16 protein-coding genes and 3 pseudogenes are annotated in these 22,607 nt (G+C 72.2%); 8 read left to right on the top strand and 11 right to left on the bottom strand.

The genetic code is table 11. The features are described 5' to 3' along the window. Positions 1 to 45 precede the first annotated feature (45 nt). From IO29_RS21970 to IO29_RS21960, 3 genes are read right to left on the bottom strand one after another with little or no spacing between them, the layout of a single operon-like run. Positions 46 to 1,086, bottom strand: coding sequence for an ABC transporter permease (locus IO29_RS21970; protein WP_030383021.1), 1,041 nt, complete (start codon positions 1,084 to 1,086; stop codon positions 46 to 48). Continuing rightward, entirely contained in the window at positions 1,079 to 2,119 is a 1,041-nt protein-coding gene (locus IO29_RS21965; RefSeq protein ID WP_030383022.1) for an ABC transporter permease, read from the bottom strand. The genes IO29_RS21970 and IO29_RS21965 overlap by 8 nt, the downstream gene beginning before the upstream one ends. Next, positions 2,116 to 3,633: a sugar ABC transporter ATP-binding protein gene (locus tag IO29_RS21960; RefSeq protein WP_030383023.1), complete on the bottom strand. Its 1,518-nt coding sequence runs from the start codon at positions 3,631 to 3,633 to the stop codon at positions 2,116 to 2,118. Before IO29_RS21960 ends, IO29_RS21965 begins: the two co-directional genes overlap by 4 nt. 293 nt (positions 3,634 to 3,926) lie before the next feature. On the opposite strand from IO29_RS21960, the gene rhaI reads away from it, so the two are divergent. The 6 genes from rhaI to IO29_RS21930 all read left to right on the top strand — a co-directional run bounded on the left by rhaI (position 3,927) and on the right by IO29_RS21930 (position 11,786). After that, positions 3,927 to 5,087: an L-rhamnose isomerase gene (gene rhaI, locus IO29_RS21955; protein ID WP_030383024.1), complete on the top strand. Its 1,161-nt coding sequence runs from the start codon at positions 3,927 to 3,929 to the stop codon at positions 5,085 to 5,087. Positions 5,088 to 5,291: 204 nt separating this feature from the next. Beyond that, positions 5,292 to 7,331, top strand: coding sequence for a bifunctional rhamnulose-1-phosphate aldolase/short-chain dehydrogenase (locus IO29_RS21950; protein WP_030383025.1), 2,040 nt, complete (start codon positions 5,292 to 5,294; stop codon positions 7,329 to 7,331). Positions 7,332 to 7,333: 2 nt separating this feature from the next. After that, on the top strand, positions 7,334 to 8,800 hold the full coding sequence (locus IO29_RS21945; protein WP_030993985.1) for a rhamnulokinase: 1,467 nt from the start codon (positions 7,334 to 7,336) through the stop codon (positions 8,798 to 8,800). A 93-nt stretch (positions 8,801 to 8,893) separates the two neighbouring features. After that, on the top strand, positions 8,894 to 9,649 hold the full coding sequence (locus tag IO29_RS21940) for a (Fe-S)-binding protein (RefSeq protein WP_030383027.1): 756 nt from the start codon (positions 8,894 to 8,896) through the stop codon (positions 9,647 to 9,649). Beyond that, on the top strand, positions 9,646 to 11,124 hold the full coding sequence (locus IO29_RS21935) for a LutB/LldF family L-lactate oxidation iron-sulfur protein (protein WP_030383028.1): 1,479 nt from the start codon (positions 9,646 to 9,648) through the stop codon (positions 11,122 to 11,124). The genes IO29_RS21940 and IO29_RS21935 overlap by 4 nt, the downstream gene beginning before the upstream one ends. Further along, positions 11,121 to 11,786: a LutC/YkgG family protein gene (locus IO29_RS21930; protein WP_030383029.1), complete on the top strand. Its 666-nt coding sequence runs from the start codon at positions 11,121 to 11,123 to the stop codon at positions 11,784 to 11,786. Before IO29_RS21935 ends, IO29_RS21930 begins: the two co-directional genes overlap by 4 nt. A gap of 69 nt (positions 11,787 to 11,855) precedes the next feature. Here the strand turns inward: IO29_RS21930 and IO29_RS21925 are convergent, their stop codons facing one another. Further along, positions 11,856 to 12,776, bottom strand: a complete 921-nt coding sequence (locus tag IO29_RS21925; protein ID WP_030383030.1) for a LysR family transcriptional regulator — start codon at positions 12,774 to 12,776, stop codon at positions 11,856 to 11,858. Positions 12,777 to 12,946: 170 nt separating this feature from the next. Between IO29_RS21925 and IO29_RS21920 the strand changes: the two genes are divergently transcribed. Continuing rightward, positions 12,947 to 13,849: an SDR family oxidoreductase gene (locus tag IO29_RS21920; protein ID WP_030383031.1), complete on the top strand. Its 903-nt coding sequence runs from the start codon at positions 12,947 to 12,949 to the stop codon at positions 13,847 to 13,849. A gap of 39 nt (positions 13,850 to 13,888) precedes the next feature. Here the strand turns inward: IO29_RS21920 and IO29_RS21915 are convergent, their stop codons facing one another. From IO29_RS21915 to IO29_RS21905, 3 genes are all read right to left on the bottom strand, one after another. Further along, positions 13,889 to 15,352 (bottom strand): aminotransferase class I/II-fold pyridoxal phosphate-dependent enzyme, encoded by a 1,464-nt coding sequence (locus IO29_RS21915; RefSeq protein ID WP_030383032.1) that lies wholly within the window; start codon positions 15,350 to 15,352, stop codon positions 13,889 to 13,891. A gap of 88 nt (positions 15,353 to 15,440) precedes the next feature. After that, positions 15,441 to 15,671, bottom strand: coding sequence for a hypothetical protein (locus IO29_RS39610; protein ID WP_030383033.1), 231 nt, complete (start codon positions 15,669 to 15,671; stop codon positions 15,441 to 15,443). Positions 15,672 to 15,743: 72 nt separating this feature from the next. Then, a complete protein-coding gene (locus IO29_RS21905) occupies positions 15,744 to 16,421 on the bottom strand; it encodes a UdgX family uracil-DNA binding protein (RefSeq protein WP_030993983.1) in 678 nt (225 codons plus the stop codon). A gap of 137 nt (positions 16,422 to 16,558) precedes the next feature. Here IO29_RS21905 and IO29_RS21900 point away from each other — a divergent pair, with 137 nt between their 5' ends. Further along, positions 16,559 to 16,927: an ANTAR domain-containing protein gene (locus IO29_RS21900; protein ID WP_030383035.1), complete on the top strand. Its 369-nt coding sequence runs from the start codon at positions 16,559 to 16,561 to the stop codon at positions 16,925 to 16,927. A gap of 136 nt (positions 16,928 to 17,063) precedes the next feature. Here IO29_RS21900 and glgB read toward each other — a convergent pair. The 4 genes and pseudogenes from glgB to IO29_RS21880 form a co-directional block, all read right to left on the bottom strand. Further along, positions 17,064 to 19,204 (bottom strand): annotated as a pseudogene (glgB, locus tag IO29_RS21895) (1,4-alpha-glucan branching enzyme). Further along, positions 19,201 to 20,586, bottom strand: a complete 1,386-nt coding sequence (locus IO29_RS21890; protein ID WP_030383037.1) for a maltokinase N-terminal cap-like domain-containing protein — start codon at positions 20,584 to 20,586, stop codon at positions 19,201 to 19,203. Before IO29_RS21890 ends, glgB begins: the two are co-directional and overlap by 4 nt. An 83-nt stretch (positions 20,587 to 20,669) precedes the next feature. Next, positions 20,670 to 21,938 (bottom strand): annotated as a pseudogene (locus tag IO29_RS21885) (alpha-amylase family glycosyl hydrolase); the annotation flags it as partial. Beyond that, positions 21,842 to 22,607 (bottom strand): annotated as a pseudogene (locus IO29_RS21880) (alpha-glucosidase C-terminal domain-containing protein); the annotation flags it as partial. The pseudogenes IO29_RS21880 and IO29_RS21885, both read right to left, overlap by 97 nt.

Raw genomic sequence — 22,607 nt, 5'->3', positions numbered from 1 at the left:
TTTACGAGGGTGAACGGAGAGGAACCAAGGAAGACAGGACCGGTGTTACGGGGTCGGGGCGGCCGCCGGTTCGCGGTTCGCCGGATTCGCCGGTGGCGCGGCCCCGCGGCCCGCCCTGGCGAGGGAGATCTGCCGTGCCACCCGGGGGCCGAGCACGGAGACGACCAGCAGGACGCCGGTGACGACGATCTGGGACTGGGCGGAGACGTTGAGCAGGCTCATCGCGTTCTGGAGCGCGCCGAGCAGGAAGACACCGGCGATCGCGCCGCCGAGGGTGCCCTTGCCGCCGTCGAAGTCGATCCCGCCGAGCAGGACGGCGGCGACGACGGAGAGTTCGAGCCCGGTGGCGTTGTCGTAGCGGGCGCTGGCGTAGTGCAGGGCCCAGAAGATGCCGGTGAGGGAGGCCATGAAGCCGGTGGCGACGAAGAGGATCAGCTTGTGGCGCTTGACCCGGATGCCGGCGAAGCGGGCGGCCTCCTCGCTGGCGCCGATGGCGAACAGCGACCGTCCGAACGGGGTGGCGTGCAGGACGACGACGGCGATGGCCAGCAGGACCAGGAACGGGATGAACGCCTGCGGGAGGAAGGACTCGCCGATGCGGCCGGCCGCGAAGTTCAGGTACTGGGTGGGGAAGTCGGTCACCGCGTCGGAGCCGAGCACGATCTGCGCGATGCCCCGGTAGGCGGCCATGGTGCCGATGGTGACGGCGAGGGAGGGCAGTCCGAGCCGGGTGACCAGGAGCCCGTTGACCAGTCCGCAGACCACGCCGAGCAGCAGGCAGATCGGGATGATCGACTCGATCGTCATGCCCTGGTTCCACAGGGCGCCCATGACGGAGCCGGACAGTCCGGCGGTGGAGGCGACGGACAGGTCGATCTCGCCGGAGACGACGAGCAGGGTCATCGGCAGCGCGATGAGCGCGATCGGCAGGGTGTTGCCGATCAGGAAGGACAGGTTCAGCGCGTTGCCGAAGCCGTCGACGAAGCCGAAGGAGAGCAGCAGCAGGACGATGAGCAGAGCACCGACCGCCGAATCCCACCTCTTCAGGGCGGACCTGCGGATCGCGCGCGTCAGTGAGTCAGACATGGCGGGCGTTCCTCTTCTTCAGGCTGTTGGCCACGCGCAGGGCGACGATCCGGTCGACGGCGATGGCCAGGATGAGCAGCACACCGTTGATGGCGAGCACCCAGACGGAGCTGACGCCGAGGGCGGGCAGCACGCTGTTGATGGAGGTCAGCAGCAGGGCGCCGAGGGCCGCGCCGTAGACGCTGCCGGAGCCGCCGGTGAAGACGACACCGCCGACGACGACGGCGCTGACGACGGTGAGTTCGTAGCCGTTGCCGGTGCCGGAGTCGACGTTGCCGAAGCGGGCGAGGTACAGCGCGCCGGCCAGGCCCGCGAGGGCGCCGCAGAAGGTGTAGGCGACGAGGATCCGCTTGCGGACGGGGATGCCGGCCAGCCGGGCGGCCTCCGGGTTGGAGCCGAGCGCGTACAGCTCGCGGCCGCTGCCGAACTGCTTGAGGTAGTAGGCGGTGCCGACGAGCACCGCCAGGGCGATCAGCGCGAGCCACGGCACGGCGGACAGGCCGCCGGAGCCGAACTTGACGAAGCCGTTCGGCAGATCGGCGGCCGTGATCTGCCGGGAGCCGACCCAGATGGAGTCGATGCCGCGGATGATGTAGAGCGTGCCGAGGGTGACGACGAGCGCGGGCACCTGGCCGAGGCTGACGAGCAGTCCGTTGAGCAGACCGAAGCCGATGCCGAGCAGCACGGCGAGCACGATCGCGATGACGGGGTTGCCGCCGCCCTGGAGGTAGATGCCCGCGGCGAAGGCGCTGATGCCGAGGGTGGAGCCGACCGACAGGTCGACGTTGCGGGTGATGACGACCAGGGACTGGCCGGTGGCGACCAGCACCAGGATGGTCGCGTTGAGCAGCAGGTCCTTGATGCCCTGTTCGGACAGGAACTCGCTGTTGCCGGCCTGGGTGAGGGCGATCATCACCAGGAAGACGACGAGGATGGCGAGTTCGCGCATCTTGAAGACGCGGTCGACCAGCCGGGTGCCACTGGACTTGGGCGCCTCGTCGGTGGCGGCGGGGTGGGGAGTGGTCACCGTCATGCGGCGGCCCTCCCGGTGGCAGCGGCCATCACGGTTTCCTCGGTGGCGTCGGAGCGGGGGATCTCGGCGGTGAGCCGGCCCTCGTGCATGACGAGGACGCGGTCGGCCATGCCGAGGATCTCGGGCAGGTCGGAGGAGATCATCAGGACGGCGACGCCGTCGGCGGCCAGCTCGCTGAGCAGGCGGTGCACCTCGGCCTTGGTGCCGACGTCGATGCCGCGGGTGGGCTCGTCGACGATCAGCACCTTGGGGCCGGTGGCCAGCCACTTGGCGAGGACGACCTTCTGCTGGTTGCCGCCGGACAGGGTGTTGACGGTGTCGGCGATCCGCGCGTACTTGACCTGGAGCTTGACGGCCCAGTCCAGGGAGCGGCTGCGTTCGGCGCCGCGGTCCATGAGGCCGGCCCTGACCGTCGTACGCAGACCGGTGAGCCCGATGTTGCGTTCGATGGACATGTCCATCACCAGGCCCTGGGCGCGGCGGTCCTCGGGGACCAGGGCGAGCCCGGCGGCCATCGCGGTGGAGGGGGCGCCGTTGGTGAGCTTGCGCCCGTCGAGCTCGACCTCGCCGGCGTCCCAGCGGTCGATGCCGAACACCGCCCGGGCCACCTCGGTGCGCCCGGCGCCGACGAGTCCGGCCAGGCCGACGATCTCGCCGCGCCGCACCTCGAAGGAGACGTCGGTGAAGACGCCCTCGCGGGTCAGCCGGCGGACGCTGAGCGCCACCTCGCCGGCCTTGACGTCCTGCTTGGGGTAGAGCTCGTCGAGGTCGCGGCCGACCATGCGGCGGACCAGGTCGTCCTCGGTCATGCCCGCCAGCGGCTCGCTGGCGATCCAGGCGCCGTCGCGCAGTGTCGTCACCTGCTGGCAGATGTCGAAGATCTCCTCCAGCCGGTGCGAGATGAACAGCACCGCGGCGCCCTGTTCGCGCAGGGTGCGCACCACGCCGAAGAGGCGGGCGACCTCGCTGCCGGTGAGGGCGGCGGTGGGCTCGTCCATGATGAGGACGCGGGCGTCGAAGGAGAGCGCCTTGGCGATCTCGACGATCTGCTGGTCCGCGATGGACAGCCCGCTGGCCGGGCGGTCGGGGTCGAGGTCCACGCCGAGCCGTGTCATCAGCGCGGCCGTGGCCGCGTGGGTTGCCTTGTGGTCGATGCGGCCGAGCGCGCGCCGCGGCTGGCGGCCCATGAAGATGTTCTCGGCGATCGACAGATCGGGAAAGAGGGTCGGTTCCTGGTAGATCACGGCGATGCCGGCATCCCGTGCGTCGCCCGGACCGTGGAACACGGTCGGCTCGCCGTCGAGCAGGACCTGCCCGGAGTCGGGCCGGTGCACTCCCGCGAGTGTCTTGATGAGGGTCGACTTGCCCGCACCGTTCTCGCCGGCGAGGGCGTGCACCTCGCCGGGGAACAGTTCCAGGGACACGTCCCTCAGGGCGCGCACGGCGCCGAAGGACTTCGAAATGCCCTTCAGTGCGAGCACGGGGACCGGGCCCTTGTCGGCCGGCTGGGTCATGAGGGCTCCTCGACGACGCCCGGAGGAGAGCCTCACTGCGTCGTGAAAGGTTTCAACTGGATGGCCGGGACGTTAGAAGTTCCACACAGGTGGCGTCAATGGGTTCCGGACACAATTCTCGCCAGTGGTAGGTCACAACCCCATCACGGGTAACGGCTCTTTCCCAAAGGGTTGACAGCCCTGTCGGGTCGCCTTAGCTTCCCTCCTGAATCGTTTCACAACCCCCCGACTTTGCGGCGTGGACGCGCAGTCCCCGGCCGCGAAGATCCATCCGACGTCACGGGAGTCACGAAGTGACCGAGCTCGCCGCGGTGAAGGCCGCCCTCAAGACCCAGGCCATCGAGACGCCGTCGTGGGCGTACGGCAACTCGGGAACCCGGTTCAAGGTCTTCGCCCAGCAGGGCGTGCCCCGCGACCCGCGCGAGAAGCTGGACGACGCCGCCAAGGTCCACGAGTTCACGGGCGCGGCCCCCACGGTCGCCCTGCACATCCCCTGGGACAGGGTCGACGACTACGCCGCCCTGGCCGAGCACGCCCAGGAACGCGGCGTGAAGATTGGCGCGATCAATTCGAACACCTTCCAGGACGACGACTACAAACTCGGCAGCATCTGCGCCCCCGACGCCAAGGTGCGCCGCAAGGCGGTCGACCACCTCCTCGAGTGCGTCGACATCATGGACGCCACCGGCTCGCGCGATCTGAAGCTGTGGTTCGCCGACGGCACCAACTACCCCGGCCAGGACGACCTGCGCACCCGCCAGGACCGGCTGGCCGAGGGCCTCGCCGAGGTCTACGAGCGGCTCGGCGAGAACCAGCGGATGCTGCTCGAGTACAAGTTCTTCGAGCCGGCCTTCTACGCCACGGACGTCCCGGACTGGGGCACCGCCTACGCGCACTGCCTCAAGCTCGGCGAGAAGGCCCAGGTCGTCGTCGACACCGGCCACCACGCCCCCGGTACCAACATCGAGTTCATCGTGGCCACGCTGCTGCGCGAGGGCAAGCTCGGCGCCTTCGACTTCAACTCCCGCTTCTACGCCGACGACGACCTGATGGTCGGCGCGGCCGACCCCTTCCAGCTCTTCCGGATCATGTACGAGGTCATCCGGGGCGGCGGCTTCACCTCCGACATCGCGTTCATGCTCGACCAGTGCCACAACATCGAGGCGAAGATCCCGGCGATCATCCGCTCGGTGATGAACGTCCAGGAGGCGACGGCGAAGGCGCTGCTCGTCGACGGCGAGGCGCTGGGCGCGGCCCAGCGGGCCGGGGACGTGCTGGAGGCCAACGCGGTGCTGATGGACGCGTACAACACGGACGTGCGTCCGCTCCTTCGTGAGCTGCGGGAGGAGTCGGGGCTGGCCCCGGACCCCATCGCGGCGTATCGCGCCAGCGGGTGGCAGGAGCGGATTGTGGCTGAGCGGGTGGGGGGGCAGCAGGCGGGGTGGGGCGCGTAGGTTCCGGGATTCGTCTGCCGGGTTCTGTTTCGTCGCGAGCTGCGGGCCGGTCTGTGGCTGGTCGCGCCCCGCGGCGGAGCCGCACATCACCACAGCCCCGCGCCCCTTACAGGGGCGCAGCCCCGCTTGACGGGGCGCAGCCCCGCTCGCCAGGGGCGTCCCTTGCTCCCCCGTTCTCAGATGCGTGAAGGACTGAAGACTCACATGGCACCCCATCCCGCTGCCGAGGAGCTGCTCGCGCGGTCGCGTCGGCTCGGCGCTGATCCTCGTAACACCAACTACGCCGGCGGCAACACGTCCGCCAAGGGCACCGAGACCGACCCCGTCACCGGTGGTGACGTGGAGCTGATGTGGGTCAAGGGGTCCGGTGGCGACCTCGGGACCCTGACCGAAGGCGGACTCGCCGTACTGCGGCTCGACCGGCTGCGGGCGCTGAAGGGCGTCTACCCGGGCGTCGAGCGCGAGGACGAGATGGTCGCCGCGTTCGACTACTGCCTGCACGGCAAGGGCGGCGCCGCCCCCTCCATCGACACCGCCATGCACGGTCTGGTGGACGCCGTCCACGTCGACCATCTGCACCCCGACTCCGGCATCGCGCTGGCCTGCGCGGCCGACGGCGAGAAGCTGACCGCCGAGTGCTTCGGCGACACCGTGGTGTGGGTGCCGTGGCGGCGGCCCGGGTTCCAGCTCGGTCTGGACATCGCCGCCGTCAAGGAGGCCAACCCGCAGGCCATCGGCTGCGTCCTGGGCGGGCACGGCATCACCGCGTGGGGCGACACAGCCGAGGAGTGCGAGCGCAACTCGCTGCACATCATCCGCACCGCCGAGACATTCCTCGCCGAGCGCGGCAAGGCGGAGCCCTTCGGCCCGGTGATCGAGGGTTACGAGGCTCTCGGTGAGGCCGAGCGGCGGAAGCGGGCGGCGGCGCTGGCGCCGTACGTGCGGGCGCTCGCCTCGCAGGACCGGCCGCAGGTCGGGCACTTCAACGACGCGGACGTCGTGCTGGACTTCCTCGCCCGCGCCGAGCACCCGCGCCTCGCGGCGCTGGGCACCTCCTGCCCGGACCACTTCCTGCGCACCAAGGTCCGCCCGCTCGTCCTCGACCTGGCGCCGACCGTGCCGGTGGAGGAGGCCGTGGCGCGGCTGAAGGAGCTGCACGCGGAGTACCGCGAGGAGTACGCCGCCTATTACCGGCGGCACGCCGAGCCCGACTCCCCCGCGATGCGCGGCGCCGACCCGGCGATCGTGCTGATCCCGGGCGTGGGCATGTTCTCCTTCGGCAAGGACAAGCAGACCGCGCGGGTGGCCGGCGAGTTCTACGTCAACGCCGTCAACGTGATGCGCGGCGCGGAGGCCGTCTCGACGTACGCGCCGATCGAGGAGTCGGAGAAGTTCCGCATCGAGTACTGGGCCCTGGAGGAGGCCAAGCTCCGGCGGATGCCGAAGCCCAAGCCGCTGGCGACCCGGGTGGCGCTGGTGACCGGCGCGGGCAGCGGCATCGGCAAGGCGATCGCGCACCGGCTGGTGGCCGAGGGCGCCTGTGTCGTCGTCGCGGACCTGAACGCGGAGAACGCGGCCGCCGTAGCCGAGGAGCTGGGCGGGCCGGACAAGGCCGTCGCGGTCACCGTGAACGTGACGGACGAGGAGCAGATCGCCGACGCCTTCGAGGCGGCCGTGCTCGCCTTCGGCGGCGTCGACCTGGTCGTCAACAACGCCGGCATCTCCATCTCCAAGCCGCTGTTGGAGACCACCGCCAAGGACTGGGACCTCCAGCACGACATCATGGCCCGCGGTTCGTTCCTCGTCTCGCGCGAGGCGGCCCGGGTGATGATCGCGCAGGAGCTCGGCGGCGACATCGTCTACATCGCCTCGAAGAACGCCGTCTTCGCCGGTCCGAACAACATCGCCTACTCGGCGACCAAGGCCGACCAGGCGCACCAGGTGCGGCTGCTCGCGGCCGAGCTGGGTGAGCACGGCATCCGTGTCAACGGCGTCAACCCCGATGGCGTGGTGCGGGGTTCCGGGATCTTCGCCGGGGGCTGGGGCGCCCAGCGGGCGGCGACGTACGGCATCGAGGAGGAGAAGCTGGGCGAGTTCTACGCCCAGCGGACCATCCTCAAGCGCGAGGTGCTCCCGGAGCACGTCGCCAATGCCGTGTTCGCGCTGACCGGCGGGGAGCTGACGCACACCACCGGGCTGCACGTCCCGGTCGACGCCGGCGTCGCCGCCGCGTTCCTGCGATGAGTGTGACGTCGTACGCCGCGGTCGACCTGGGCGCCTCCAGCGGGCGTGTCATGGTCGGCCGCGTCGGCCCCGACTCGCTGGAGCTGACCGAGGCGCACCGCTTCCCCAACCGCCCGGTGCGGGTCCCCGAGGGGCTGCGCTGGGACGTGCTGGGGCTGTACCGGGGCGTCCTGGACGGTCTGAGGGCGGCAGGGCAGGTGGACTCCGTCGGCATCGACAGCTGGGCCGTGGACTACGGGCTGCTGGACGCGGACGGGGCGCTGCTCGGCAACCCGGTGCACTACCGGGACGCCCGTACCGAGGGCGTCGCCGAGAAGGTGTGGGAGACGGTTCCGGCCGCCGAGCTGTACGCGGCGACCGGGCTCCAGTACGCGCCGTTCAACACCCTGTACCAGCTGGTGGCCGCCCGCGGTTCCGCCCAACTGGCGCAGGCGAAGCGGCTGTTGCTCATCCCGGACCTGCTGGCGTACTGGCTCACCGGTGAGCAGGGCACGGAGCTGACCAACGCCTCCACCACCCAGCTCGTCGACCCGCGTACCGGTGACTGGTCGTACGACGTGGCCGCGCGGCTCGGCATCGACCTGGAGCTGTTCGCGCCGCTGCGGCGGCCGGGCGATCCGGCCGGGGTGCTGCGCCCGGGGGTGCTGGAGGAGACCGGGCTGACCGGTCCGGTGCCGGTGACCACCGTCGGCTCGCACGACACCGCCTCGGCGGTGGCGGCGGTCCCGGCGGACGGTGAGCGGTTCGCGTACATCTGCACCGGGACCTGGTCGCTGGCCGGTCTGGAGCTGGACGCGCCGGTGCTGACCGAGGCGAGCCGGGCGGCCAACTTCACCAATGAGCTGGGCCTGGACGGCACGGTCCGTCATCTGCGCAACATCATGGGCCTGTGGCTGCTCCAGGAGTGCGTACGCGCCTGGGGCGACCCGGACCTGGGCCCGCTGCTGCGGGCGGCGGGCGAGGTGCCGGCGCTGCGGTCGGTGGTGGACGCGGGGGACGCCGCGTTCCTCGCGCCCGGGCACATGCCCGAGCGGATCGCGGAGGCGTGCCGGGCCACCGGGCAGCCGGTGCCGGACTCCCCCGCCGAGATCACCCGGGTCATCCTCGACTCGCTCGCGCTGGCCCACCGCAGGGCGGTCGCTCAGGCGCAGTCGCTCGCCGACCATCCGGTCGACGTGGTGCACATCGTCGGCGGCGGCACCCGCAACACGCTGCTGTGCCAGCTCACCGCGGACGCCTGCGGGCTGCCGGTGGTGTCCGGGCCGGCCGAGGCGGCGGCGCTCGGCAACGTCCTGGTGCAGGCGCGCGCGCACGGGCTGGTCGGCGACCGGCACGAGATGCGCCGGCTGCTGACCCGCACCCAGCCGCTCACGCGGTACGAGCCGCGCGGCGACACCGCCGCCTGGCGGGCGGCGGAGGCCCGGCTCGCCGGGTTCCCCGGCCGTAGGGCCGAGTCCGCCGCCGTATGACGACGGGATGCGGCGCGCGGTACGGGGTAGGGTCCCGTACCGCCGTCGCGTCGTACGCCGTACCTTTCGAATGATCGACAGCAAGGAGCCACCATGCGTGTCGCCCTCTTCCTGACCTGCGTCAACGACACGCTCTATCCCGACACGGGACGTGCCGTGGTGAAGCTGCTGACGAGGCTCGGGGTCGAGGTGGACTTCCCCATGGCCCAGACCTGCTGCGGGCAGGCGCACTACAACACCGGTTACCGGCACGAGGCCGAGCCGCTGGCCCGCCACTACGCCGAGGTCTTCGCGGAGTACGAGGCGATCGTGACGCCGTCCGGTTCGTGCGGGGCGATGGTGCGGGAGCTGTACCCGCGGATGGGCGAGCGGGCGCGGGCCGAGGGCCGGGGCGACACCCTGGCCCGGACGCTGGCGCCGGTCGTGCCGAAGACGTACGAACTGACGGAGTTCCTGGTCGACGTGCTGGGCGTGACCGACGTCGGCGCCTACTACCCGCACACGGTGACCTACCACCCCACCTGCCACGGACTGCGTTCGCTGGGCCTCGGGGACCGGCCGCTGAGGCTGCTGCGGGCGGTGAGGGGGCTGGAGCTGGCGGAGCTGCCGGGTGCCGAGGAGTGCTGCGGCTTCGGCGGCACCTTCGCGGTGAAGAACGCCGACGTGTCCACGGCGATGGGCGTCGACAAGGTCCGCAACGCGCAGTCCACCGGCGCCGGGACGCTGTGCGCGGCGGACAACTCGTGTCTGATGCACATCGGCGGCACGATGAGCCGGCTGAAGGTGGGCATGCGGCCGGTGCACCTCGCGGAGATCCTGGCGAGCACGGAAGAGGAGCCCCTGGTATGAGCGGCACGTTCGTCGGGATGCCGGCATTTCCCCGGGCCGCGCACGAGGCGGTCCGGAACACGACGCTGCGCGGCAATCTGCGCCACGCCACGCACACCATCCGCGCCAAGCGCGCGCACGCGGTCGCGGAGGTGTCCGACTGGGCCGAGCTGCGCGAGGCCGGCAAGCGGATCAAGGACCACACGCTGCGCCACCTGGACCGGTATCTGGTGCGGGTCGAGGAGGCGGTGACGGCGGCGGGCGGTGTCGTCCACTGGGCCGCCGACGCCGACGAGGCCAACCGGATCGTCGCCGCACTGGTCAGGGCGACCGGCGAGTCGGAGGTCGTCAAGGTCAAGTCGATGGCCACGCAGGAGATCGGGCTCAACGAGGCACTGGAGGCCGAGGGCATCCACGCCTACGAGACTGATCTCGCCGAGCTGATCGTGCAGTTGGGCAAGGACCGCCCCTCGCACATCCTGGTCCCGGCGATCCACCGCAACCGGGGCGAGATCCGGGACATCTTCGCCCGTGAGATGAGCGAGTGGGGGCGCCCGGCGCCCGAGGGGCTCGGCGACTCCCCCGCCGAACTCGCCGAGGCGGCCCGGCTGCATCTGCGGGAGAAGTTCCTGCGCGCCAAGGTGGGCATCTCCGGCGCCAACTTCGTGGTCGCCGAGACCGGCACGCTGGTCGTGGTGGAGTCCGAGGGCAACGGCCGGATGTGCCTGACCCTGCCGGAGACGCTGATCTCCGTGGTCGGCATCGAGAAGATCGTGCCGACCTGGCGGGACCTGGAGGTGTTCCTCCAGACGCTGCCGCGCTCGTCGACGGCGGAGCGGATGAACCCGTACACCTCGACGTGGACGGGCACCACGGACGGCGACGGTCCGAAGAACTTCCACCTCGTCCTGCTGGACAACGGGCGCACCGACACCCTCGCCGACGAGGTCGGCCGGCAGGCGCTGCGCTGCATCCGCTGCTCGGCCTGTCTGAACGTCTGCCCGGTCTACGAGCGGGCCGGCGGGCACGCCTACGGCTCGGTCTACCCGGGCCCGATCGGCGCCATCCTCAGCCCCCAACTGCGGGGCACCGAAAGCGAGATCGACGCCTCGCTGCCGTACGCGTCCTCGCTGTGCGGGGCCTGTTACGAGGTGTGCCCGGTCGCCATCGACATCCCCGAGGTGCTGGTGCACCTGCGCGAGCGGGTGGCCCAGGGCGACACGGTGACCCGCGAGGGCACCAAGGTGGTGCTCAAGCCCGCCAAGGGGCACGCGGCCGAGCGTGCGGCGATGCGGGCCGCGCGCTGGGCGTTCTCCCACCCCGGTGCCCTGCGCACCGGCCAGCGGCTCGCCTCCCGCACCCGCCGCTTCCACCCCCGTACGCTGCCGGGTCCGGGCCGGGCGTGGAGCGGGAGCCGGGATCTGCCGCCGGTGCCGGCGGAGCCGTTCCGGGACTGGTGGCAGCGGACGGGCGGCGGAAAGGGCGGGGCCAAGTGAGCAGCAGGGACGTCATCCTGGGACGGGTGCGGCGGGCGCTGGCGGACGTGACGCCGGACGAGACGCCGTACGAACTGGCCCTCCCCCGCACTTATCTGCGCGAGCACGGCGGGCGGAGCGTCGCGCAGACGGTGGAACTGCTCGCCGAGAATTTGGCGGACTACCGTGCGCTCGTGCACCGGTGCGCCACCGTGCCGGAGCTGTCCGCGCTGATCGCCGGGCTGCTCGCGGGGCGGGGCGCGCGGTCGGTGCTGGTCCCGCCGGGCCTGGACGCGGCGTGGCTGGCCGACACGGGCGCGGACGTGACGCGGGTGCCGGACGGGGCGGAGAACACCGCCGCCGAGCTCGACCGGGTGGACAGCGTGGTCACCGGCTGCGCGGTGGCGATCGCCGAGACCGGCACGCTCGTCCTGGACGGGAGCCCGGACCAGGGCCGCCGGCGGATCACGCTCGTCCCGGACCACCACATCTGTGTGGTCCGGGTGCCGGACCAGGTGGTGGGCGCCGTGCCGCAGGCCATGGAGCGGCTGGACCCGGTCCGCCCGCTGACCTGGATCTCCGGTCCGTCGGCGACGAGCGACATCGAACTGGACCGGGTGGAGGGGGTGCACGGACCACGCACGCTGGAGGTCGTCCTGCTGGGCGGGGCGGACGGCGGCTGAGACGGCGGCCGCTCCGGCACGGGGGACCGGGGCGGCCGGCTCCGTGGGCCGGCGGGGCGGCGCGGCCGGTCAGGGCAGCGGGCCGCCGGCGGGCGGGTCGCCGGGGTCGGCGAGGCAGGCCTCGGCGGCCTTGCTGAAGGCCGCCACCAGACGGCTGCGGTCGCCGGCGCGGGTGGCCAGGACGACATGGCTGGGCGGGACGTCGCGCAGAAGTACGGCGGTCAGGTCGGGGCGCGGCACGCCGCCGTCGCGGGCGGCGGGGACGATGGCCACCGCCTGGCCGCTGGCGACGATCTCGAACTTGTCCTCGAACGACTCGGCCAGCGGCCCGTCGGGCACCGGGCTGCCGTCGGGCCGGGGCTCGATGCGCCAGTAGGCGTTCCACTCCGGGTCGGCCACGCGCAGCAGCGGCTCGCCCGCGATGTCGTCGAGGGTGAGGGACTCCTTGCCGGCCAGGGGGTGGTCGACCGGCATCATCAGCATCCGGGGCTCCTCGCGCAGCACCGTCACCCGGAGCCCCCCGGTCGGGAGGGGCAGCCGGGTGACGACCGCGTCGACGCGGTGCTCCAGCAGGGCCGCGGGGGCCTGCCCGTACTCCACGAACGCGGTCTGCACGTCGGCGTCCGGGTGCCGGCGCCGCAGCGTGCGGACGGCGGGCGTGACGATCAGGCCGCGGGTGTAGCCGACGACGATCCGGCTCGGTTCGGCGGCGGCGCGGGTGACGGCCACGGTCTGGTCCGCGGACCGCAGCAGGGCCCTGGCCCGGGGCAGGAACACCTCTCCGGCCGCGGTGAGCGTGTTGCCCTGGGGCGTGCGGTCGAGGAGGCGGGCGCCCAGTTGGTGTTCCAGCCGGTGGATCTGGCGGCTGAGCGAGGGCTGGGTCAGGTGGAGCCGCGCGGCGGCCCGGCCGAAGTGCAGGTGCTCGGCGACCGCCACGAAGTAGCGGATCAGTCGCAGGTCGAGATCGGGCGCGGGAGCCGGTTCCGTCATGCGGACAGCGTACGCGCCCCGTACGGGACGCGGCCATACGAAACCGCACTGGCCTGCTGTAATGCCTGAAACGCATGACGGAATGCACATCAGGCCTTGGACGCCGGCCGCCTTCCGGCCGGACGCTGGAGGCGTCCCCCCATCCGCTTCGTTCCCAGGAGCGCACTCTCATGCGTGTATTCGTCACCGGCGCGGCCGGGTTCATCGGTTCCGCCGTCGTCCGGGACCTGCTCGACGCGGGCCACCAGGTCACCGGCATGGTCCGGTCCGAGGAGACCGCCAGGTCGGTCGCGGCGACCGGGGCCGGCGTGCACCGCGGCACCCTCGACGACCTCGACGGTCTGCGCGGTGCGGCCGCCACCGCGGACGGCGTCGTCCATCTGGCCTACGTCCACGACTTCAGCGACATGGCGGCGGCCGCCGCCACCGACCGGGCCGCGATCGAGGCGCTCGGCGCCGGGCTGGCCGGCACCGGCCGCCCCCTCGTCATCGCCTCCGGGGTCCTGCTGGCCGCCCCCAGCGGCGAGGTGGCGACGGAGAACGACCCTGCGGGGCCGCAGCCCCGGGGCCGCTCGGAGGACACCCTGTTCGCGCTGGCCGAGCGCGGGGTGCGGGCCTCGGCCGTCCGGCTGGCGCCCACCGTGCACGGCCCGGGCGACCGGGGATTCGTCAAGATCCTGATCGACATCGCCCGGGAGAAGGGCGTGTCCGCGTACGTCGGTGACGGCGCCAACCGCTGGCCCGCCGTGCACCGGCTGGACGCCGCGCGGCTGTTCCGGCTGGCCGTCGAGGGCGCGCCGGCGGGCAGCAGGCTGCACGCGGTCGACGACGAGGGCGTACCGCTGCGCGAGATCGCCGGCGTCATCGGCCGGCACCTGGGGGTGCCGGTGCGGGGCGTGTCCGCCGAGGAGGCGCCCGGCCACTTCGGCTGGTTCGCCCCGATCGCCTCGGCGGACGCGCCGGCCTCCAGCGTCCGCACCCGCGAGGTGCTGGGCTGGGAGCCGGCCGGGGCCCGGCTCCTCACGGACCTGGACGAGGGGCACTACTTCGCCGACGGGGCGGGGGCCTCCTGACCAGGGCGAGGGGCACCCCCACACCCCGCCGTGTCACCGTCACGGCACCACGTAGATCTCCTTCAGCTCCGGGTCCGTGGCGTCCGGGATGTTCATGCCGCCGTCCAGACCCGTGCGCAGATGGCGCAGGACGTGGTCGGTGAGGCGCTCGCCGGGCACGACGGCCGGGATGCCCGGCGGGTACGGCGTGATCATCTCGGCGGAGATCCGTCCGGCGGCTTCCTCCCAGGCGACGGCCTCCTTGGGGCCGAAGTACGCGTCCCGGGGCAGGGCCACCTGCCGCAGCCGCATCTGCGAGCCGGTCGGCACCACCAACTCGGGCAGGTCGGCGGCCAGTTCGCCGGCGTGCTCGGCCAGGTCCCGCAGCGCGTCGAGGAGCGGCCCGGTGGTGGCCGGCGAGTCGGCGTGGGTGAGCTGGGCGCCGAGCCGCCGGTGGTCCGCGAGGTGCATGTCCATGTGGTGCCGCTCGCGCAGCCAGTCGGCGGCCCGGTAGCCGGAGGTGCCGAGGCCGTGGATGTCGATGACGATCGGCAACGGGTCGAACCCCGCGGCCAGTTCGGGCCCCACGAACGTGTCCTCGCCCAGGACGCGCATCCCGGGGATCTCGTCGATGGCGGAGCGGACGTCCTCGGCGAGCTTCAGCGCGTCGCCCATCAACTCCTTGCCACGCAGCACCATCTGACGCCGCCAGGCGTCCATCCCGGCGTAGATGAGGACCGACGGGCTGGTCGTGCCGAGCAGGTCGGAGCGGGACTGGAGGGTCGTCGGGTCGATCAGTGAGCCCTGGAGATGGAAGACGGAGCCCTGTTCGAGTCCGCTGCCCATCTTGTGGACGCTGGTGACGCAGACGTCGGCGCCCGCGTCCATCGCCCAGGACGGCAGGTCTGGGTGGAACGGCAGATGGGCGCCCCATGCCTCGTCCACGATCACGGGCACGCCCCGGGCGTGCGCCGCCTCGGCGATGCGGCTCAGTTCCGCGACGGTGCCGTACGGGGTGGGGCTGGTGACGAGGACCCCGCGGGCGTCGGGGTGGGCCTCGAGCGCCTTCTCGTAGGCGTGCGCCCGGGGCGGGTGCGCGAGGCGCTGCTCGGGGTCCCAGCTCGGATCGACCCAGACGGGTTCGATGCCGGCGAGGATGAGCCCCGACACGACCGACTTGTGCGCGTCACGGCCCACGACCAGCTTCTCGTGCGGCCCGGCCACGGCGAGCATGGCGGCCTTCACGGACAGGGAGCTGCCGCAGGTGGTGAAGAAGGTGTGGTCGGCGTGGACGGCGTCGGCCATCAGCTCCTCGGCGTGCGTGAGGATCTCGTGCCGGGTGCGGCGGTCATCGAGGCCACCGGAGGCGAGGACGTCGGAGTGGTAGACGGCGTCACCGAGGACCGCCCGCGCCTCCGGGTCCGCGCCGCGCGCCTGCTTGTGCCCGGGCGGGGGGAAGGCGGTCTCGCCCCGCTCGTGATAGGCGCGCAGGGCGTCGAGCACGGGCGCCTGGGTGTGATCCACGGGTGTCTCCTCCTTGTCGGGGATGCCGGGTGCGGAAATACCGGTCCTCCCGCCGGCCGGGTACGGCGGGCGGGTGAACGGCGGCCGGTCAGCCGCGGCGGCCGCCGTCCCGCCCGCTCTCGCCCTGGGGGTGGCCCTCGGCGGCCTCACGGTTGGCGTGCCTGCTGGTGGTGAGGGGGTCGCCGGAGCCGCCGGGAGCGCCCTCGCCGGTGTCGGTGTCCTCCTCCTCGCCGAGTTCCTCCAGTTCCTCGAGGAACTCGTCGGCGGCGGTGCCGGCCGGCTTCTTGCCCGAATCGTGGCGTGCGGTGTTCTCATGCATGCGGTCCGAGTACCCGGGCTCGCGGTTTCCAGCCGGGGCGGCGCGTCGGGACGGCGCGCCGGGGCGCGTCCTCTACGGCGCGCCGCGCAGTGCCCCGGCGGCGGCCTTCAGGTCGGTGAGGAAGCCGGCGTACGCGGCCTCCCGGTCGTCGGCGCGCAGGATCGCCGAGGGGTGCAGCGTGGCCAGGACGCGGGGGCCGTCCGGGTCCGAGGGGAGGTCGAGCAGGGCGCCGCGGTCCCGGCTCACCCGGAAGGAGCCGCCGAGCAGCGCCTTGCCCGCGGTCGCGCCGAGGGCGACGACCACCTCGGGGCGGACCCGGGCCAGTTCCGCCGTCAGCCACGGGCGGCACGCCTTCGCCTCCCGCAGCGTGGGCGCCTTGTGGATGCGCCGCTTGCCGCGTTCGGGCACGGTGAACTTGAAGTGCTTGACGGCGTTGGTGACATACGCCCGGTCCCGGTCGATCCCGGCCTCCTCCAGCGCCCGGTCGAGCAGCCGGCCGGCGGGTCCGACGAAGGGTTCGCCCGCGCGGTCCTCCTGGTCCCCGGGCTGCTCCCCGACGAGCAGCACCCGGGCGTCGGCGTCCCCCTGCCCGAACACGGTCTGCGTGGCGTCCTCGTACAGCGGGCACCCCCTGCACCCGGCCGCCGCCCGGCGCAGCGCGTCGAGCCCGGCGTCCTCCGGTACGAAGGGGGCCGCGTCGTAGGCGGCGGGCCCGGGCCCGGTGTCGTCGTCGGTACGCGTACGGCTCATGGGGGCACCTCCGAACCCGCTGCTGCGGTCACCGCCGCCCAGGGGTACCCCGTCCCGGCTCGCACACACCCGCCGGCGCCGCGACCATGGAGGCAACGCCCCGCACGGTGGGCCCCGAACAGGATCCCGGAGGGACGATGACCTCGAGAGCCCGGGCAGGGCAGGAGCCGCAGGACCCCACGGGGGCGGCGGCGGACGCGGAGCGGATCTTCGCCCTGGAGGAGGAGATCCGCCAGCTCAAGGAGGCCATCACCTCGCACGCGGTCGTGGACCAGGCGATCGGCATGGTCGTCGGCCTGGCCCGCGTGACACCGGACGAGGGCTGGCAGGTGCTGGTGGAGGTCTCCCAGCACACCAACATCAAACTCCGCTGCCTGGCGGAAACGCTCGTCCACTGGGGCGGCACGGGGGTGCTCCCACCGGAGGTGCGAGTGGTCCTGGAGGACGCGTTGGACCGTCACGGCCCCACGCGCGTACCGGCCCCCTCCGGGGAGGGCACGTCATAGCCCGGGGTGCTTGTCCGTCCTGCGACTGCCGGTGGGTTCATGGCCGATCGCGTCCACGCGGCGGAGCCGGGGACGCAACACAGTCCCGCGCCCCTTCGAGGGGCGCGGGGAACCGCGCGGTCTTTTGGGGGCCTGCCTACTCCGGCCGCAGCCACACCGTGGCGAGCGGCGGCAGGGTGAGGCGCAGAGCGCCGTCGGGCTCCGGCTTCACGAGTTCGCCACCGCTCACCCCGCTCCCCCCGTACCGCTCCGCGTCCGTGTTGAGCACCTCCCGCAGCACCCCCACGCCCTCCGGCACGCCCACCCGGTAGTCGTGCCGCACCACCGGCGAGAAGTTGCACACCACAACCAGCGGTGCCCCGGCCGCGTCGTACCGCACGAACGAGAGTACGTTGTCCTCCCCCGCGTTCGCATCGATCCACGCGAACCCCTCCGGCGAGGTGTCCCGTTCCCACAGCGCCGGCGTCTCCCGGTACCGCACGTTCAGGTCGCGCACCAGATCCCGCACCCCCCGGTGGTCGCCGGCCGCGCAGTACCCCTCGTCCATGAGCCACCACTCCGGGCCGGCCTCCGCCGACCACTCCGCCCCCTGCGCGAACTCCTGGCCCATGAAGAGGAGTTGCTTCCCGGGGTGGGCCCACATGAAGCCGAGATACGCACGGTGGTTGGCCCGCCGCTGCCACCAGTCGCCGGGCATCTTGCTCACCAGCGCCTGCTTGCCGTGCACGACCTCGTCGTGGGAGATGGGGAGCACGTAGTTCTCGCTGTACGCGTACACCATCGAGAACGTCATCTCGTTGTGGTGGTACTTGCGGTGCACCGGCTCGTGCTGGATGTACTCCAGCGAGTCGTGCATCCACCCCATGTTCCACTTCAGCCCGAACCCGAGCCCGCCGAAGCCGTCGGCGCCGACGATGTCGGTGGGGCGGGTGACACCGTCCCAGGCCGTGGACTCCTCCGCGATGGTGACGACGCCGGGGCAGCGCCGGTACACGGTCGCGTTCATCTCCTGGAGGAACGCCACGGCGGCCAGGTCCTCGCGTCCGCCGTCACGCGCAGGCCGTCGATGTGGAACTCCTCGCACCAGTACACGGCGTTGGCGACGAGGAAGTTGCGCACCTCGTTGCGCCCGTAGTCGAACTCCAGCGTGCCCCAGTCGGGGTGCGAGGCCCGCTGCGGGTCGGCGTGTTCGTAGAGGTTGGCGCCGTCGAACCGGGCCAGCGCCCAGTCGTCGCGCGGGAAGTGCGCGGGCACCCAGTCCATGAGGACGCCGATGCCGGCCCGGTGGAGCGCGTCGATGAGGTACTTGAAGTCGTCGGGGGTGCCGAGCCGGGAGGTGGGTGCGTAGAAGCCGGTGACCTGGTAGCCCCAGGAGCCGCCGAAGGGGTGCTCCGCCACCGGCATCAACTCGACGTGCGTGAAGCCGAGATCGGCCACGTACGCGGGAAGCTCCTCGGCGAGCTGACGGTACGTCAGGTCGGGGCGCCAGGAGGCGAGGTGGACCTCGTAGACGGAGAACGGGGCCTCGTGGACCGGGCGTTCGCCGCGCCGGGCCATCCACTCGCCGTCGCTCCACTCGTGGTGCGAGGCGGTGACGATCGAGGCGGTGGCGGGGGGCACCTCCGCGCGCCGGGCCATCGGGTCGGCGCGCAGGGTGTGGCCGCCGTCGGGCCGGGTGAGGTCGAACTTGTAGAGCGTGCCCTCCCCCAGGCCCGGCACGAACAGCTCCCACACCCCGCTGTGGCCGAGCGAGCGCATGGGCAGCGCGGTGCCGTCCCAGTGGCAGAACTCCCCGCACACCCGGACCCCGCGCGCGTGCGGCGCCCACACCGTGAAGCGGGTGCCCTCGACGCCCTCGTGGACCATCGGCTCGGCGCCCAGCGCGTCCCACAGCCGCTCGTGCCGGCCCTCGTGGATCAGGTGCAGGTCGAACTCGCCGAGCGCGGGCAGGAAGCGGTACGGGTCGTCCGTCTCGTGCACCGCCTCCCCGTAGGCGATCCGCAGCCGGTAGCCGGGGATCCCCGGGCGGGGCAGGAGCGCGGAGAAGAAGCCGTCGCCGTCGTCGTGCAGCGCGGTCTCCCCCTCCCCCGTCAGCACCGTGACCGCCGTGGCGTACGGGCGCAGTACGCGCACGGCGACGCCGCCGGGCGCCGGGTGGGCGCCCAGGACGGCGTGCGGATCGTGGTGCGTGCCGGCCAGCAGCCGCTCCCTGTCCTCCGCTCCCGGCGGAGCGGCCTGGGTGGGTGGGGCCGGGCGGGTTCGTGTGCGTGCGGTCATGGTGTGGGCCTCCTCGATCCGGCCGGTGGACATTCGGCGAGACGGGTGATCGCCGCCATCGGCACGGGCAGCCAGTCGGGGCGGTGCCGGGCCTCGTAGAGGACCTCGTAGACCGCCCGGTCCGTCTCGTGGGCGCGCAGCAGTTCGGGTTCCTGCCGGGGGTCCCAGCCGGCCGCGGCGGCGTATCCCGCGCAGTACGCCTCCCGGCAGCGCTGGGACCATTCGGGGCGCCAGGGCCTGCCCGTGCGCGCGGCGTAGTCGAAGGAGCGCAGCATGCCCGCGACATCCCTTATCGGCGACTGGGCGCGACGCCGTTCGGGCAGTGGGCGGGCCGGTTCGCCCTCGAAGTCGATGAGGTGCCAGTCGTTCCCCGTGCGCAGCACCTGCCCCAGGTGGAGATCACCGTGGATGCGCTGCGCGGGGCGGGCCGCGTCCAGTCCGGCGAGCGCCTCGACCGCCGAGCTCAGCGCGGGGGCGTACGGCTGGAGCTGCGGCACCGCACGGGCCACGGCGTCGATGCGGTCGCGCATGGCGGCGGCCAGGTGCCGGTGCTGGCGCCGGTCGGTGTACTCCAGCGGGAACGCGGCGGCGAGCGCGAGGTGCACCTCGGCGGTGGCCCGCCCCAGTTCGTACGCCTCGTCGGTGAAGTCGGCCCCGGAGGCGAGGGTCCCCAGGGCCTGCGTCCAGCCGTCCTCGGCGCCGCGCAGATACGGCTGGAGGACGGCGAGGGTGGCGTCCCACGGCAGCGAGGTCCGGACCCAGGCGACGGGCGCCGGTACCCGGGTGCAGCCCTGCCGGGCGAGGGCGCCCGGCACCTCCAGGTCGGGGTTGACACCGGGCTGGACGCGGCGGAACACCTTGAGGATGTACGTGTCGCCGTACACCACCGAGGAGTTGGACTGCTCGGCGTCCAGGAGCCGGGGCGCGAGCCCGGAGGGCAGCAGCACCTTGGCGTCGCGCTCGAAGGCGAGGGTGCCCGCGGTGCCCGGGGTGCGCAGCCGTTCCAGGAGCAGGGCGGCCGAGCGGGGGTCCTGCAAGGCGTCGTAGACCATCAGTCCGGCCAGCGGCCCCTCGGCGGGGCGGCCGATGGCGGCGGGCGCCAGGTGCGGCGGCAGCGTCTCACGGGCGCCCAGGAGCAGCTGGTAGCAGTCGTGCAGGGGGTGTTCCCCGGACGGCGGCTCGGCGTGTCCCGCGTGCACCAGCAGATGCAGACAGCCGGGGTGCAGCTCGGTCACGCTGAGCAGGGCGAGCTTCGTGACGGGGCGGCCCTTGCCCGCGAACCAGCGCTGCCGGGGCAGCCAGCCGTGCAGCAGGTCGGCGAGTGAGGTCAGCAGCGACCCCGCGCCCAGGCCACTCGGGCGGAGCGTTGCGGTGTTCGGCATGGCGTCGCGTCCTTTCCGGGCCACGCGGCGGAATCCACGGGGGGAGGGTGCTTCGGGTCACGCACTCGCGATCAGGCTCACCCTGGTGGCCGGGGCCGCGTCTCGACGTTGGTGACCTGGTAGCCGTAGACGGGGTCCATGATCGTGGGCAGGAAGAGGCGGCCGGGGTCGCAGGAGGAGAAGCCCGCGTTGCGGTCGGGGGTCCACTGCATGGGGGTGCGCACCGCGTCGCGGTCGCCGAGCCAGATGTTGTCGCCCATGCCGATCTCGTCGCCGTAGTACAGGATCGGCGAACCGGGGAGCGACAGCAGCAGCGCGGTGAACAGCTCGATCTGGTTGCGGTCGTTGTCCAGCAACGTGGCCAGCCGCCGGCGGATGCCGATGTTGGCGCGCATCCTCGGGTCCTTGGCGTACTCGGCCCACATGTAGTCGCGTTCCTCGTCGGTGACCATCTCCAGGGTCAGCTGTCGCGTTCCTCGTCGGTGACCATCTCCAGGGTCAGCTCGTCGTGGTTGCGCAGGAAGATCCCCCACTGGCAGTTGGCGGGGATCTCCGGGGTCTTCGCCAGGATCTCCGACACCGGGTAGCGCGACTCCCGCCGCCGCCATGTGGCATTCGTCGCCGCCGGTGCTGTAGTCGCCGAAGTAGTCGACCACGTCCTCCGGCCACTGGTTCGCCTCCGCCAGCACCACGGTGTCCGGGTAGTGCGTGTCGATCTCCTTGCGCACCCGCTTCAGGAACTCGTGGGAGGCGGGCAGGTTCTCGCAGTTGGTGCCCTCCTCGGCGTACAGATAGGGGACGGCGTCCAGCCGGAAGCCGTCGATGCCGAGGTCGAGCCAGAAGCGGAGGGCCGCGAGGATCTCCTCCTGCACGGCCGGGTTCTCGTAGTTGAGATCCGGCTGGTGGGAGAAGAACCGGTGGAAGTAGTACTGCTTCCGCTCGGGATCGTAGGTCCAGTTGGAGGCCTCGGTGTCGACGTAGTAGTCGCCGTAGGGGCCGTCGGGGTCCTTGCGGGACTCCTGGAACCACGGGTGCTGATCGCTGGTGTGGTTCATGACGAAGTCGATGATCACGCGGATACCGCGCTGGTGGGCCGCGTCCACGAACTCCACGAAGTCCGCCAGGTCCCCGAACTCGGGCAGCACCGCCGTGTAGTCGGAGACGTCGTAACCGCCGTCCCGCAGCGGGGACTTGAAGAACGGCGGCAGCCATAGACAGTCCACCCCGAGCCACTGGAGGTAGTCGAGTTTCGCGGTCAGTCCCTTGAGGTCGCCGATGCCGTCGCCGTTGCTGTCCTGGAAGGAGCGGACCAGGACCTCGTAGAAGACGGCGCGTTTGAACCAGTCCGGGTTGACCCTCCGATCTGCGGTGAGGACGGTCGCAGGACGGTCAGCACGTGTGCCGGCCTGTCGCCCGGCTCCAGTCGCACATAGTTGGCCCTGCCCCAGGAATAGGTGTCACCGGTGAGCTCGTCGCGCACCGGCACCACCTCGTGCCAGTCGAGACCGAGGTGCGGCATGTCCAACGACACCGTCGCCTCCTGCGTGCGATGCGGGTCGAGGTTCACGACGGTCACCACGGTGTCCGTGCCGGTGCGCTTGCTGTACGCGAGCACGGAGTCGTTGTCGGTGTGGTGGAAGCGGAGGTTGCGGAGCCGGCGCAGGGCGGGGTGCCGGCGCCGGACCGCGTTGAGCGTGGTGAACAGGGGGGCCAGCGTGCGGCCTTCCCGTTCGGCGGCGGCCCAGTCGCGGGGCCGCAGTTGGTACTTCTCGCTGTCGAGGTACTCCTCGCTGCCCGGGCGCAGCGGGGTGTTCTCGCACAGTTCGTAGCCACTGTAGATGCCCCAGGTGGGGGAGAGGGTGGCGGCGAGGATCGCGCGGACGGCGAAGGCGGGGCGGCCGCCGTGCTGGAGGTAGGCGTGGAGGATGTCGGGGGTGTTGGCGAAGAAGTTCGGCCGCATGGAGGCGGCCGCCTCACCGGAGAGCTCGGTGAGGTACTCCGTCAGCTCCTCCTTGGTGGTG

It is taken from the genome of Streptomyces sp. NRRL F-6676 (genome assembly GCF_000725625.1).
Taxonomy (GTDB): domain Bacteria; phylum Actinomycetota; class Actinomycetes; order Streptomycetales; family Streptomycetaceae; genus Streptomyces.
The sequence above is the reverse complement of the archived record's forward strand: the minus strand, read 5'-3'. Positions and strand labels throughout refer to the sequence as shown.